The sequence below is a fragment of the Aquitalea magnusonii genome (genome assembly GCF_003202035.1).
Classification (GTDB): Bacteria; Pseudomonadota; Gammaproteobacteria; order Burkholderiales; family Chromobacteriaceae; genus Aquitalea; species Aquitalea magnusonii.
Window position 1 is genome coordinate 59,351 of sequence record NZ_QJKC01000008.1, and the last position, 14,025, is coordinate 73,375.

The 14,025-nt window shown below is 62.0% G+C and carries 11 protein-coding genes and 1 tRNA gene; 4 read left to right on the forward strand and 8 right to left on the reverse strand.

What is annotated here, in order from left to right; translation table 11 throughout:
* Positions 1-14: 14 nt before the first annotated feature.
* The 5 genes from DFR38_RS09970 to DFR38_RS09990 all read right to left on the reverse strand — a co-directional run bounded on the left by DFR38_RS09970 (position 15) and on the right by DFR38_RS09990 (position 5,345).
* Complete coding sequence (locus DFR38_RS09970; RefSeq protein ID WP_199051996.1) at positions 15-1,265, reverse strand: NRAMP family divalent metal transporter; 1,251 nt, start codon at positions 1,263-1,265, stop codon at positions 15-17.
* The gene (hflC, locus tag DFR38_RS09975) at positions 1,262-2,140 is read right to left on the reverse strand and encodes a protease modulator HflC (RefSeq protein WP_059284368.1); all 879 of its coding nucleotides are present in this window, start codon (positions 2,138-2,140) and stop codon (positions 1,262-1,264) included. The genes DFR38_RS09970 and hflC overlap by 4 nt, the downstream gene beginning before the upstream one ends.
* Positions 2,140-3,198 (reverse strand): FtsH protease activity modulator HflK, encoded by a 1,059-nt coding sequence (hflK, locus tag DFR38_RS09980; RefSeq protein WP_082693228.1) that lies wholly within the window; start codon positions 3,196-3,198, stop codon positions 2,140-2,142. Before hflK ends, hflC begins: the two co-directional genes overlap by 1 nt.
* 134 nt (positions 3,199-3,332) lie before the next feature.
* A complete protein-coding gene (locus DFR38_RS09985; RefSeq protein WP_158527723.1) occupies positions 3,333-3,899 on the reverse strand; it encodes a DUF4337 domain-containing protein in 567 nt (188 codons plus the stop codon).
* A 156-nt stretch (positions 3,900-4,055) separates the two neighbouring features.
* Positions 4,056-5,345, reverse strand: a complete 1,290-nt coding sequence (locus DFR38_RS09990; RefSeq protein ID WP_059284366.1) for an NAD(P)/FAD-dependent oxidoreductase — start codon at positions 5,343-5,345, stop codon at positions 4,056-4,058.
* Positions 5,346-5,803: 458 nt separating this feature from the next.
* Here DFR38_RS09990 and DFR38_RS09995 point away from each other — a divergent pair.
* Positions 5,804-5,877, forward strand: a tRNA-Gly gene (locus tag DFR38_RS09995).
* A 107-nt stretch (positions 5,878-5,984) separates the two neighbouring features.
* The gene (locus tag DFR38_RS21725) at positions 5,985-6,107 is read left to right on the forward strand and encodes a hypothetical protein (RefSeq protein WP_280523845.1); all 123 of its coding nucleotides are present in this window, start codon (positions 5,985-5,987) and stop codon (positions 6,105-6,107) included.
* A gap of 104 nt (positions 6,108-6,211) precedes the next feature.
* Here DFR38_RS21725 and DFR38_RS21230 read toward each other — a convergent pair whose 3' ends face one another.
* Positions 6,212-6,370, reverse strand: a complete 159-nt coding sequence (locus tag DFR38_RS21230) for a hypothetical protein (protein ID WP_158527724.1) — start codon at positions 6,368-6,370, stop codon at positions 6,212-6,214.
* A 283-nt stretch (positions 6,371-6,653) separates the two neighbouring features.
* A complete protein-coding gene (locus DFR38_RS10000) occupies positions 6,654-7,898 on the reverse strand; it encodes an ammonium transporter (protein WP_211310751.1) in 1,245 nt (414 codons plus the stop codon).
* A gap of 730 nt (positions 7,899-8,628) precedes the next feature.
* Here DFR38_RS10000 and DFR38_RS10005 point away from each other — a divergent pair.
* Positions 8,629-10,779 carry an AsmA family protein gene (locus DFR38_RS10005; RefSeq protein ID WP_059287317.1) on the forward strand — a complete coding sequence of 717 codons (2,151 nt, stop codon included), beginning with the start codon at positions 8,629-8,631 and terminating at the stop codon, positions 10,777-10,779.
* 78 nt (positions 10,780-10,857) lie between these two features.
* On the opposite strand, the gene DFR38_RS10010 is transcribed toward DFR38_RS10005, so the two are convergent.
* A complete protein-coding gene (locus tag DFR38_RS10010) occupies positions 10,858-12,825 on the reverse strand; it encodes a monovalent cation:proton antiporter family protein (protein ID WP_110313351.1) in 1,968 nt (655 codons plus the stop codon).
* Positions 12,826-13,040: 215 nt separating this feature from the next.
* On the opposite strand from DFR38_RS10010, the gene DFR38_RS10015 reads away from it, so the two are divergent.
* The gene (locus DFR38_RS10015; protein WP_059287318.1) at positions 13,041-14,021 is read left to right on the forward strand and encodes a KpsF/GutQ family sugar-phosphate isomerase; all 981 of its coding nucleotides are present in this window, start codon (positions 13,041-13,043) and stop codon (positions 14,019-14,021) included.
* Positions 14,022-14,025: the final 4 nt, after the last annotated feature.

Here is a 14,025-nt window from a genome sequence, read left to right on the forward strand (position 1 = left end):
CAAGCGCGCCCGGTTCAGCCATGCAAGGCCCCGGTCACCCCGGCGTACAAACCCAGCCCGCCGGTCAGTAAAAACAATATCCCCACGGCCACGGCATAACGCCCCTGCAGCCGCAGCCCTGCCGGCAGCTCGCTGCGCGCCAGCCAGAACAGAAAACCCAGTACCAGTGGCAGCAGCACGGCATTGAGCACGGCGGTGGCAATGGACAGCCGCACCAGGCTGTGGCTGAACACCACCGTCAGCGCGGCAGCCAGCAGCAACAGGGCAAAGGCGCCGTAGAACCATGGGGCCTGCAGCGGATGCTGCTCCAGCGAATGACGGGTGCCGCGCATTTCCCCCAGCGCCCAGGCCGCCGACAGACAGACCACGATGGTGGCCACCAGCGCACCGCCGCTGAGCGCCAGCGCAAACAGCAAGCGGCCAGCCAGCGGCCCCAGCACGCGGCCAAAGGCATCCGCCAGCTCCGGCACGGTATCCAGCACCACCCCGCCATGGCCGGCAAACACCGCAGCCGCGGCAATCAGCACCGCCGCAGTCACCAGCTGGCACAGCACAGCCCCCAGCATGGTATCCAGCCGCGCCGCGCGCAGGTCGCGCAGGTCCAGTCCCTTGTCGATCAGCGCCGACTGCTGATAGAACACCGTCCACGGCATCACGCTGCTGCCCAGATTGGCCGCCAGCAGGTAGAGATAGCTGGCATCGTGCAGCGGCATGTCCAGCGCCTGCTGCCGGATATGCTGCAGGTCGGGCCGGGCCTGCCAGGCCATGTAGAGGAAGGCCAGCTCGGCCACGCCAAACAGCATGGCCACGCGTTCCACCGCACGGTAGCTGCCGCTGCACACCATCAGCAGGATCAGCCCTGCCACCAGCGCCACGCTCTGCCATACCGGCACGCCGTAAAGCTGGCCGACACCGGCCAGCCCGCTCATTTCGGTCAGCAGCGCACCAAAGCAGCTGGCCACCAGCGCGGCGCAGGACAGCTGGGCCCAGCAGCGGCCAAAGCGCTGCAGGATCAGCTCGCTGTAGCCCTTGCCGGTGGACAGCGCCAGCCGCACCGTCAGCTCCTGCACGATGAACAGCAGCGGAATGATGAGGAACTGCAGCAGCAACAGGCGATAACCCCATTGCGCACCACTCTGCGCCGCTGTCAGCACGCTGCCGGCATCGGTATCGGCCAGCATCACCACCAGCCCCGGCCCCAGCGTGGCCGCCAGACGGCGCAGCCGGCCGGCAGACAGCCACTGCGGTAGCACCAGCTGGCTCATGGCTTGCCGGTAGCCGGCCCGTTGCGGAAGTCATGCAGCAGCGCCGAATCCGGCGTCAGCAGCAAGGTGGGGGCCGAATCGGACAGCGCCTGCCGGTAAGTCTGCAGCGAGCGGTAAAACTTGTAGAACTTGGGGTCCTTGCTGAAGGCCGCCGCCAGCACCTTGTTGGCCTGGGCATCGGCCTCGCCATGAATGATGGCGCTCTGCCGCTGCGCCTCGGACAGGATCACCGTGCGTTCGCCATCGGCCTTGGCCTGGATTTCCTGCGCCCATTGTCCGCCCTGGGCGCGCAGTTCGCGTGCCTCCTGCTGCCGCGCCGATTTCATGCGGTCGTAAATCGCCTGGCTGGTTTCCAGCGGCAGGTCGGCACGGTGCAGGCGTACTTCGGTGACTTCGATGCCCAAGGAACGGGCGCGGGTAGCGGTTTCCTGCTGGATCTGCTGCACGATGCGGGTCCGCTCTTCCGACAGTAGTGACTTCAGCGGCACCTTGCCCAGTTCGCGCCGCAGCGAGGTGCTGACCAGCTGGGTGAGCTGCAAGCGGGCCTGGTCTTCCGTGCGCAGCGCCTGGTAGAAGCGCAGCGGATTGGCAATGCGGTAGCGGGTGTAGGTTTCCACCTCCAGCCGTTTTTCATCCCCCAGAATGATCTGTTCCGGCGGCGGCGCCAGCGTTTGCAGCCGCACATCATAAAACTGCAGGCTGTCCACCAGCGGCAGCTTGAACTTGAGGCCGGGCTCGGCATCCACGTCGATGGGCGCCCCCAGCCGGATGATCAGCCCCTTCTGCCCCTCGCTGAGGGTATAGAAGGAGGACGACAGCAGCCACAACACTGCCAGTGCGCCGACCAGGCCGGCGCCTTTGTATGAGCGGGCCATCAGCGGGTCTCCTTCGCCGGCTTGGATTTGTCCTTGTCCTGCAATTGCAGCAGCGACAGCACGCCGCCATTGCCTGCCTTGCCGGAGGAATCCACCACCACCTTGCTGGCCTTTTTCAAGACTTCGTCCATGCTGTCCAGATACAGCCGCCAGGCGGTGACATCCTTGGACTGGGCATAGCTCTGGTAAACCGAATCAAAGCGCTTGGCCTCCCCTTGCGCCAGATTCACCACCTGGCTCTGATAGGCCTGCGCTTCCTGCAGGATGCGGGCGGCATCGCCACGCGCCTTGGGCAGGATATCGTTGCTGTAAGCCTGGGCTTCGTTGCGCGCGCGTTCCTGGTCGGCACGGGCGCGCTGCACATCATTGAAGGCATCGATCACCGCCGCCGGCGGGTCCACCCGCTGCAACTGCACCTGGGTGACGATGATGCCGCTTTCGGCCTCATCCAGCCGGCTTTGCAGCAGGGCGCGGGTTTCTTCGGCCACCTGCTGGCGGCGGTTGGACATCACCGCCTGGATCGGCGTACGCGACACCACCTCGCGCATGGCGCTTTCCGCGGCAATGCGCAGCGAGGTTTCCGGATTGTTCACCTTGAACAAAAACTGTCCGGCATCCTTGATGCGCCAGAACACCGCGCAATCGGCCTCGACGATGTTTTCGTCGCCGGTCAGCATCTGTTTTTCGCGCGGATCGCTGGAGTCGGTGGCAGCGCCGTCAAACAGATTGGCCAGCTTCAATTGCTTGATCTGGGTGACCTTGGGCAGCAGCACGGTTTCAATCGGCCATGGCAGGTGATAATGCAGCCCGGGCTGGGTGGTATCCACCCAGCGCCCCAGCCGCAGCACCACGCCCTGCTCGTCCGGCTGCACCTTGTAAATGCCGGCCATGATCCAGCCGCTGGCCAGCAGGCCGCCCAGCAGCAGCAGGCCCTTGCCGCGCATGCCCATCACATCCAGATAGTAATCCAGCCGCTGCGACCAGCCATGCTGGCGCCCGGCACTGTCCGCTACCGCGGCCGGAGCGTGTTGTCCGGCTTCGTCTTGTTGCACAGCCATGCCTCTCTCACTATTGGGCGACACCCGCCCCCGCTTGCCCGGCAAGCGACCCGGATGCCGGCCCCTGCCCTGCACCCGTCATTGTCTACAACGCAGCAGGGTTATTGCGGATGACACACCGCCCCTGCCGCGGCTCAAAACCAGCTGCTCGCCGCCAGACCGATACCGCCCAGTGCCGACAACAGCGACACCGCCAGCAGCCAGCGGCGCTGGGTCAGTACCGTGATGGAGGCCATGGCCACGGCAATCTGGATCAGCGTCATCGCCAGCGCCATGCGCTCGTGCGGACGCAAGACGCGCTCCGATTCCTCGCTCAGCCTGCGCGACTCTTCCTGCAAGGCTTCCGCTTTTTTCTGTTGCTCCAGCTTCTGTGTTTCCTGCTTTTGCAGATCAGCCTGGAACTGCGCCTTTTGCGCCGGATCGGTCACCAGCACCAGCGCCAGCTGGTCCAGATGCGCCTTGGTCGATTTGGCCTGGTAATAACCCCAGGCATCCGCCGCCTCCGACTGCTTGAGAATGCTCTGATTCTTCAGGAACAGCGCCTCATTCTGCTTGGCGCCGCTCTGGTAACTGAAAACCGCACCGATGGTCGCCAGAATCGCGGTCAGCAAGGCAATCTTCTGTGCCAGCTGGCCTTTTTCCGCCTCTTCCTCCAGCAGCTTTTCATGCAGGCCCGCGATTTCGTATTCCTCTTCCGCCATCACCATCCCTCCATACTCGACACGACTGCCCGCCAGCAGGCACACAACAGTCAGATTATTCCGTGGGCATCGTGCCGAATACTCGCCTGACAACAAGGGTTAAACAAGCTAAATTTTGTGCAGATTTTGTATGCGCAGCAGACGATAAACTGCTGCTTAATGCAGTTTTTCCAGCAGCTGGTAGTACCACATGCCCAGCGCCAGCAAGCTCTGCCCCAGCTTGTCCCCCAGCGGCAGCCGTATATGGCGGAAGTGCTGGAACACATCAAACTGCTCCATGCTGCCGCAAATGGCCCTGGCCATGACCTCGCCCACGATATGCGAGGTGGCCACCCCGTGGCCGGAATAGCCCTGGGCATACCAGACATTGGGCGACAGCTTGCCCAGCTGTGGAATGCGGTTGATGACGATGCCCATATTGCAGCTCCACTGGTAGTCGATCTTCACTCCCTTGAGCTGTGGAAAAGTGCGCTCGATGCAGGGCCGCAATTCGGCGGCAATATCACGCGAGGCCCTGCCCGAATAATTGGCACCACCGCCAAACAGCAGCCGGCCATCGGCCGTCATGCGGTAGTAGTCCAGCACAAAGCGGCAGTCATACACCGCCACATCCAGCGGATTGAGCTGGCGCGCCAGCGCCCCCAGCGGCTCGGTGGTCACAATGCCGCCCGCGGCAGGGAAAATCATGCCCCCCAGCCTGGCACGCTCCAGCTGATGGTAGACATCGCCCGCCAGCAGCACCTGATCGGCACGGATGCAGCCGCTGGCCGTACGCACCAGCGGCACGGCACCGTGGCAGATCTCCAGTACCGGCGAATTCTCGAAAACCAGCCCACCCAGGCTGGCCAAGGCCCGCGCCTCGCCCAGGCAGAGATTCAAAGGATGCAGATGCATGCAGCGCTGGTTATAGATGCCACCAAAATACAGCGGCGTATCCAGAAAGCGCCCCAGCTCGGCCGCCTCCACCAGCTCGACGGCATCGCCCATGCCATGCTGCTGCGCCTCGGCGAAAGCACGGCGCAATTCCGCCATGTGGGATGGTTTGTAGGCGGTATGCAGGTGGCCGAACTTCAGGTCGCAGGCGATACCATAGCGCTCGATACGCTGGCGAATGATGTCATGGCCGCGCCAGCGCAAAAACCAGATGAAATCGTCTGCCGCCTGCTCCCCCACCTGGCGCGCCAACTGGCGGCGCATGGCCCCATCACCCGACAGGCTACCGGTGACCTGTCCGCCATTGCGGCCGGACTGTCCCCAGCCAATGCGCTGCGCCTCCAGCAAAGCCACTTTCTTGCCGCGCTCGGCCAGTTCCAGCGCACTGGCCAGGCCGGTAAAACCACCGCCAATCACCACCACATCCACCCGCACCTCCCCCTCCAGCTGCGGGTAAACGGTATCGCCAAGCATGGTGGCACTGTAATAGGAATGAATACGTTGAGTGCTCATGACACTGATCCTTATACGAAGCTGCTGCAATCCTGTCCCCGCAGCGGGAGACAGCGTGATTTACCGTCAGGTCTTCGGCAGGCGTCCCGCAGCGCGGCACTGTGATGCAAGCCGCGGCAATGCGCGCTGCGGACAGTGACGGGCAGGGAGAGGTGGCGAATCCCGGCAGCCTGTCAGGTCAGCCCTGCAGACCACCGCAGTCTAGCGACAAGCACGGCCGGCGCTCAATGGTAATTTGATCAAAAACACCATGACACATTGACAGATCACGTAAATACAAATGGAAAAACCCCAAAAACAGGCATTTTTACCGGCAAGGAAAACTCATTACCAGGCAAAATTTGATCATACAAAGCAGTAATGTGCTGACTGCAAGACCACCCCGTCTCCCTCCCCGGCCCCCATCCAGCACAAGCAACTACCCAGCCAGGCAAAAGCCGGTTACAATGCCACCCTTCGCGGGCGTCGTATAATGGTAATACCCAAGCTTCCCAAGCTTGTGCCGTGGGTTCGATTCCCATCGCCCGCTCCACACCGAATTCCCGCAGATCCTTGATCTGCAAAAGAAAAAGCCAACCGTTGCCGGTTGGCTTTTTTCTTGTCTGGTCGATATCTGGTCTGCGCCGGGGAAAGACCGGCATGGCATTATTTAAAGATGACATCGAGATGTTCTACCAGCAGCAGCGGCGGCATGGCTTTGCCAATGCGCTATCGCCGTTGGTATACGGGATGCAATATTTCCAGGATTTCAAGAGTGCCTGAGAATGGCGGGCGCTGCAGACCGGGCGGCGCTGGCACCTAACAAGCCCGGCATCGTCTCAGCAAAAAATTATTCGATGAGCTTGCCTCTTGCGGCAATGTAATGATCAAAGCGCCACGCTATTGAGCAGATCAATCGCCAAATCGAAGTACCTGATATCGATCGCATATAGCTGCTGCACATCGAAGAGCCTCTCCAGTTGCAAAGCGATGACCAAATCCTTCAGAACCAGCACTTGGTCTGGAGACTCGTTGCCTTCCATCATTTAGTGGATGTTCTTAGCTGCATTCATGCTGATATCCTTACTCTCTCAAAAATCGATATGTAGTTCTACCTATCCAACGTACTGCGTCTAAAAACGCATGACAAAGATCAAGCAGAAGGCATTGGCAGGGGCAATTTGCTGGAGCTGACGGCTCGCGGCGGCCGCATGCAAATTTGCCCGGAATGATTCGGGCTTTCTTGGGCATGTCCGGGGTTTCTGACCCAGCACCAGCCCCCACAGCGCAAGGCGGGGGCTGTGCGGGGGCTGTGCGGGCGCAGTCCGTTCACAGTGAACCGCTATAGGCTTCCTCGCCATGCAGGGTCTGGTCCAGCCCGGTTTCCTGCGTATGCTCGTCAATCAGCACCGGGGTCATCTTGTTGATCAGCCACAGCATGCCGTAGGTAAAGCCGAAGGCCCACAGACCGGACACCACTGCCGCCACCACCTGTTTCCACAGGAAATCCGGGTTGCCCATCAACAGGCCATCCGCCCCGGCCGGGTTCCAGGCCTTGCTGGCAAACACCCCCAGCAGCAATGTGCCCAGCAAGCCGCCCACGCCGTGCACGCCCCAGACATCCAGCGCATCATCCCAGCCCAGACGGTTTTTCAGTTGCACCGCGTAGTAGCACACCACGGCGGCGATCACGCCGATGACGGCAGCCGTACCCAGCGACACATAGCCCGCCGCCGGGGTAATCGTGGCCAGGCCAGCCACCGCGCCGGTCAGCAGGCCGATGAACTTGGGCTGACGGGCATGCGACCACTCCAGGAAAAACCAGGCCGTGCCGGCAAACGAGGCGGCTACGTCGGTATTGAGGAAGGCCGATGCGGTGATGTAATCCACCCGCAGTTCCGAGCCGGCATTGAAGCCATACCAGCCAAACCACAGCAGGCCGGTACCCAGGGCAATCAGCGGCACATTGTGCGGCTTGTTTTCCACCACCGAGCGTCGTCCCACATACAGCACGGAGGCCAGCGCGGCAAAGCCGGCGGTGTTATGCACCACGATGCCGCCGGCAAAGTCCAGTACGCCCCACTTGGCCAGCAGGCCATCAGGACTCCATATCATATGGACAAAGGGGAAATAGACAAAAATCAGCCAGCCGGTGAGAAACAGGAAATATGCCTTCACCGTCACCCGGTTGGCGAAGGCTCCGGTGATCAGCGCGGGGGTGATGATAGCAAACATCATCTGGTAGGCCACGTGCACGATCAAGGGAATACCGGCATCGTTGCCGGTATACATGGTATGCAGGGTAACGCCCTGCATGAAGGCGTAGTAAGTAGGGTCGCCGACGATGCCGTGCCATGTCGGGCCAAAGCACATCGAATAGCCAAAGGCAAACCACAGCACCGTGGTCCAGCCCAGTGACATGAAGCTTTGCGCCATGATGGTCAGCACATTCTTGCGGCCGACCAGGCCACCATAAAAGAACGCCAGACCAGGCGTCATCAACATGACCAGGCTGGCACAAAGCAGCATGAAGCCGGTATTGCCGACATTAAGCGGCATGAGGGAATTTGTCATCGTACACATCCTTCAATCCATAAATAATTATTTACTAATACTGTTATGGATGGGATGCTGCGCTTCACTGTAGCAAGCGCATTTGCGGCAGATCAAGTGAATGCACGACTCCGGACAAGCTGACAGCCCGCGCCACTTTCCCGCCGCCAGCGCGTGGCAAAAATGCTGAAATCACCGCCGGCAGGCACCGGTACTTCTGCCGGTAACAGCACCGCCAGCCGCAACTTGCTCGCTGGCGCAAGAGTGGGCGGGCCGGGCTGCGGTTTGCTGCACGGCGCCCTGCCGTGGCATGCCACCACCACATGGCGCATGCCGGCCATCGCGCCGCCCCTGCCGGCAGGATGCCGCCATGGCCGCCGTTGTTGCAGCCGCCACCAGGCTGAGCAGGATTCAGCTGCGACATTACCCTGCCATTCCCGGCAACAGGCCATTTCCCTCGGCAGGCCAGCCGAATACGGCCAGCCGGCCAAAGCATGCTAAAATTCACGCTTTACAAATGCCGGCTGCCCGGTAATATTTTGGCTTCGCCAAACTTGGGCAAGCGGCTGCCAAGCCCTGTCAGCCACACCATGCTTGCAAACGACATCATCCAGCTTAGAGCCGCTACCAAAACCCTTGCCGCTGCGTTGCGCCTCCTAGCCGTACCCTCGTACTGTCTGCGTCGGCGCGCCTGGTCCCAGAGACGCTACGCTGTTTTGATAGCCGCTATCAGCCCCCCGAAGACGCACTCATGAAATGGAACTCCGGCCGGCTATGGCTTCGTATCTCGGTCTACGGCGCAACAACGCTGCTGGCGCTGTTTGTCATCATCCAGGCACTGATTTTCTGGAATTTCGATGAAGCGTCGATCCGTACCACCCTCGCCGCCTCGCTGCGCGATACCCAGCGCCAGGTGGTGGTGGAAGGCAAGATCAGTCCCACACTGTTTCCCTCCCCCGGTCTCAGCATTCACCAGCTCACCATCAGCGAACCGGGCAGCAGCCTGCCCTTTGCCCGGGTAGAGCAGCTGGACGTCTATCTGTCCTGGCTGCCGCTGCTGACCGGCAACCGCGAGATCAAGGCGCTGGAGCTGCATGGGGTCAGCGCCAGCATCATCCGTGCCGCCGATGGCCGGCTGTCGGTGATGGACTTGTTCCAGCGCCATGCGCCGGGCAATGTCAGCATGAAGCTGGACAGCCTGCTGGTACGTGAAGGCACGCTGGTCTATTCCGACCGCGTGACCGGCAATGACCAGAAACTGGACACCATCAGCCTGGATGCCGACGATCTGCGCAGCAGCGCCAACCTGAGCGCCGCTGCCATCCTCAGTAATGGCAAACGCCCCATCCGCCTGGCCATCAGCACGCCGCTCACCATTCAGGATGACCAGGTCAGCCTGGAAAAAGTGGATGCCGTTGCCCTGTCCGAGCTGCCTGGCCTGGGCGAGAGCAAGTTTGCCGCCACCGGCCAGTACAAGCTGAATTTCGCCACACTGCAAACCTCGGGCAAGGATCTCAGTTTCAGCTTCAGCAGCGAGCGCCCCAGCAGCCAGCTGGAGCTGAAAGTGCCGGAGCTGAACGCCAGCTTCAATGAAATCACCATGCCGTCGGCCCATCTGGGCGGCAAGCTCAGCTATGCCCACAGCCAGTACCAGCTGGATGCCGGCCTGGACAACCTCAAGTTCACCGAAGGCGGACTGGCCGCGGACAAGGTCAAGGGTGATTTCAACTGGCAGGCCGGCGACACCCGGCTCAACTTCAAGCTGGACGCCCCGCTGGCGCTGATGGGCATGAAGCAGCTGCGCTTGCAGCCGCTGAACATGACCGCCACGCTCACCACGCCGCTGCTGCCACGCGGCAAGCTGTTTTCCAGCATGCAAGGCGCGCTGGACGGCGACCTGGACGAACCGCGGCTGAATCTGCGCGTGGCCGGCAAGCTGGACGGCTCCGACCTGTCGGTGACAGTCAGCCAGTTTGGCCTGATGAAGCCGCGTCATGAGGCCACCTTGTCGGTGGGCAAGCTCGACCTCAACCGCTACCTGCCGGAAAGCAAGGGCGATCCGGTGGCCATCTTCCAGGACAGCAAGCCGATTCCGCTGGACTGGCTCGATTACTTCGACCTGACCGGCAAGATCGCCATCGGTGAACTGGCCATGGGCCGCTTCCGCATGAACAACCTGAGCGCCAGCGTGCGCGTCAATCCGCGCGAACTGGAGCTGGACCAGATGTCGGCCGACATCTACCAGGGCCGCTTGCAAGGCGACATCCTGCTGGCACGGCGCGATACGCCACACCTGGAGGTCAAGCAGACGCTGAAGGACATGAACATCCGCCCGCTGCTGGTCGACCTGTTCAACTTCGGCCGGCTGGATGGCAAGGGCAATGGCCAGGTTGACATCAGCGCAGATGGCAAGTCCTTCCTCGACCTGCGCAACACCCTGACCGGCACGGTGGAAACCAGCCTGAACAAGGGCGCGCTGTCCGGCATCGACCTGGTTGCCGCACTGAAAAACCTGCCGGCCGAGCTGAAAGAGTGGAACAGCCAGGCCCAGGCCGATCAGAAAACCACCTTCTCCACCCTGTCGGCCGGCTTCCGCCTTGACAAGGGTGTGGCCCGCAGCCAGAACATGCAGCTGGCTTCACAGCTGGTCAATGTCAAGGGTTCGGGCAAGGTGGACCTGACGCAGAACATCGTCGACTACACCATGGATGTACAGGCCAATCCGCAGGAATTCAGCCGGCTCAAGGGGGTCAACGTGCCGCTGAAGATTACCGGCCCGCTCAATGCGCCGGTATATGCGCTGGACTTCAACGCCATGGTCAAGGGCAAGAAGACCGAGGGCGAAAAGCAGCAGGCACTGAAGCAGGAGCTGAAAAAGCAGATCACCACCATCCTGCCCTGAGCCGGCAGGCCGGGCAGACAAGCACAAGGCCGTGTCGATGACACGGCCTTGTTGATATGGACGGGCAGCAGCGGCGGCTCAGCCTTCCAGAATGCGCGCCTCGGCCAGCGCCAGCTGCTCCGGCGTGCCCAGCAGCACCAGCACATCGTTGGCATCGATTTCAAAATCGGCATCGAAGTCCAGCCGGCGAATGCTGTTGCGGCGCACCGACTTCACCTCCACCCCCAGCCCTTCCAGATGCAGCTCACCCAGCGGCCGGCCGATGGCATGGGCGCCGGGGCAGGCCTGAATGCTGAGCAAACGCGGCACCAGCGCCTCGTCCAGCCCTTCGGCATCATCGCTGGCACCACGGAAAAAGCCGCGAAACAGGTTGTAACGCTCTTCCCGCACCGAGCGGATACGGCGCAGCACCCGGTTCAGCGGCACGCCCAGCACCATCAGCGCCTGCGAGGCCAGCATCAGGCTGCCCTCCATCACCTCGGCCACCACCTCATCGGCACCGGCCTTGCGCAGCAAATCGATATCGCTGTCGTCCACGGTACGCACGATCACCGGCAAATCCGGCCGGGCCGCCTGTACCGTATGCAAAATGCGCAAGGCGGCATGGGTATCGGCAAAAGTCACCACCACCACCTTGGCACGCATCAGGCCACCGGCCACCAGCACTTCCTTCTTGCCGGCATCGCCGAACACCACCGGGTCGCCGGCCTCACCGGCCTCGCGCACCCGCTCCGGGTCCATGTCCAGTGCAAAAAACGGAATGCTCTCGGTTTCCAGCAAACGCGCCAGCGCCTGGCCGCTACGGCCATAACCGCAAATCAGCACATGGTCGGACTTGCCCATGCTCTCCACCAGCAGGTGGTGCAGGCTCAAGGCCTGCATCATCCAGTCCTGCTTCACCAGCCGGCGGGTAATCGCCTCGCCATGCATGATCATGAACGGCGCCACCAGCATCGACAGCAAGATGGCCGCAATGGCAGCCTGCTCGGTGCTTTCGGCAATCAGGCCCAGGTTGCCGGACAAGGCCAGCAGCACGAAACCGAACTCGCCCCCCTGCGCCAGCGCCAGGCCGGCCCGCATGGAATGATTGGGCTGGTGGCGCAGCAAACGCCCCAGCACAAAGACAATGCCCAGCTTGGCCAGCAGCAGCAGGCCCAGCATCAGCGCCACTTCACCAAAGCGCTCAAACAGCACCGACAGTTGCAGGCGCATGCCGACGGTGACAAAGAAAAAGCCCAGCAGGATATCGCGGAAGGGCTTGATGTCCTCCTCCACCTGATAGCGGTATTCGGTTTCGGAAATCAGCATGCCGGCCACAAAGGCCCCCAGCGCCAGTGACAGGCCGGACAACTCGGTCAGCCAGGCCACCCCCAGGGTGATCAGCAACACATTGATCATGAACAGCTCGCCCGAACGCTGCCGCGCCACCAGATGAAACCATGGCCGCACCAGTCGCTGGCCGAAAAACAGCAGCAGCGCCATCACCACCACCACCTTCACGGCGGCCAGCCCCAGATCCATCCACAAGGTTTCGCTACCGCCGGCAAAGGCCGGCAGCAGGATCAGCAAGGGAACCACCGCAATATCCTGGAACAGCAGCACGCCAATCGCCAGCTGGCCGTGCTGCTGATTCAGCTCCAGCCGTTCGGTCAACAGCTTGCTGACAATGGCGGTGGATGACATGGCCAGCGCCCCCCCCACGGCAAAGCCGGACAGCGCCGAACCGGACAGCCAGCCCATCACCAGCGCAATCAGCAGCATGGTCGCCAGCACCTGGGCCAGCCCCAGGCCAAACACCAGATGCCGCATGGCACGCAGCTTGGGCAGGGAAAACTCCAGCCCGATGGAAAACATCATGAAGACAATGCCGATCTCACCAAGAAACTGGGTTTCCTCACCATCCGGAATCAGGCTGGTCACGCCGGGGCCGGCCAGAAAGCCCACCACCAGATAACCCAGCATCGGCGGCACCCGCAGGCTGCGACACAGGGTAACGGACAGGACGGCGGCCAGCAGAACCAGCACAATGGGAGCAAGCGAATGCATTGGTGCGACAATCTCCTGTAAAACCGGGCAAGGAAAAAAGGACATGATGCGGACAAGGCCAGCCGGACTGAACGCCAGACCACGCCCGACCCCGCGCAAAAACAGCCATGACCAGGGCTGAAACGCTAGCGCGCAATGATTGTTAATCAGCCGACAAGCAAAAGATGCACCAGCTTGTGACTCCGCCGATTATAACCTTTGATATACTTTCCCCCATGGAAAAAGCTCAAGCAAGGTCGCCACTCGACCTGGCACGCGAAGTGCTGCAAACCGAGGCCGACGCAATCCTGGCCCTGTCCCGTCGCCTGAATGGTGATTTTCTGCGTGCGGTCGAGGCCATTCTGGCCTGTACCGGCCGCATTGTTGTCACCGGCATGGGCAAGTCCGGCCACGTCGGCCGCAAGATCGCCGCCACCCTGGCCAGCACCGGCAGCCCGGCCTTCTTCGTCCATCCGGCCGAGGCGGCCCACGGCGACCTGGGCATGATTACCGCACAGGATGTGGTCATCGCCCTGTCCAACTCCGGAGAATCCGGCGAAGTAGTCGCCCTGCTGCCCGCACTCAAGCGCAAGGGCCTGGTGCTGATCGCCATGACCGGCAATCCGGCCTCCTCGCTGGGACGGGAAGCCGACATCCTGCTGGACACCCAGGTAGAAAAGGAAGCCTGCCCACTGGGCCTGGCCCCCACCACCAGCACCACGGTACAGATGGCACTGGGCGATGCACTGGCGGTTACCCTGCTGGACGCACGCCAGTTCGGCCCGGAAGACTTCGCCCTGTCCCATCCGGGTGGCAGCCTGGGTCGCCGCCTGCTGGTACACGTCAAGGACCTGATGCACAGCGGTGAAGAACTGCCCCGCGTCGCCCCCGGCACCGCCCTGAAAGATGCCCTGCTGGAAATGTCGCACAAGCGGCTGGGCATGGTGGCCATCGCCGGCACAGACAATGTCATCTGCGGCATCTATACCGATGGTGACCTGCGCCGCACGCTGGAGCATTCCGGCAATATCTACGACCTGAACATCGACCAGGTGATGAGCCCCGCCCCGCAAACCATCCTGTACAGCAAACTGGCCACCGAGGCGGTGCACCTGATGGAGCAGCGGCGCATCACCAGCCTGCTGGTGGTGGATGCCGACGGCAAGCTGGCCGGCGCCATCCACATGCACGACCTGCTCAAGGCCGGCGTGGTCTAGCCCC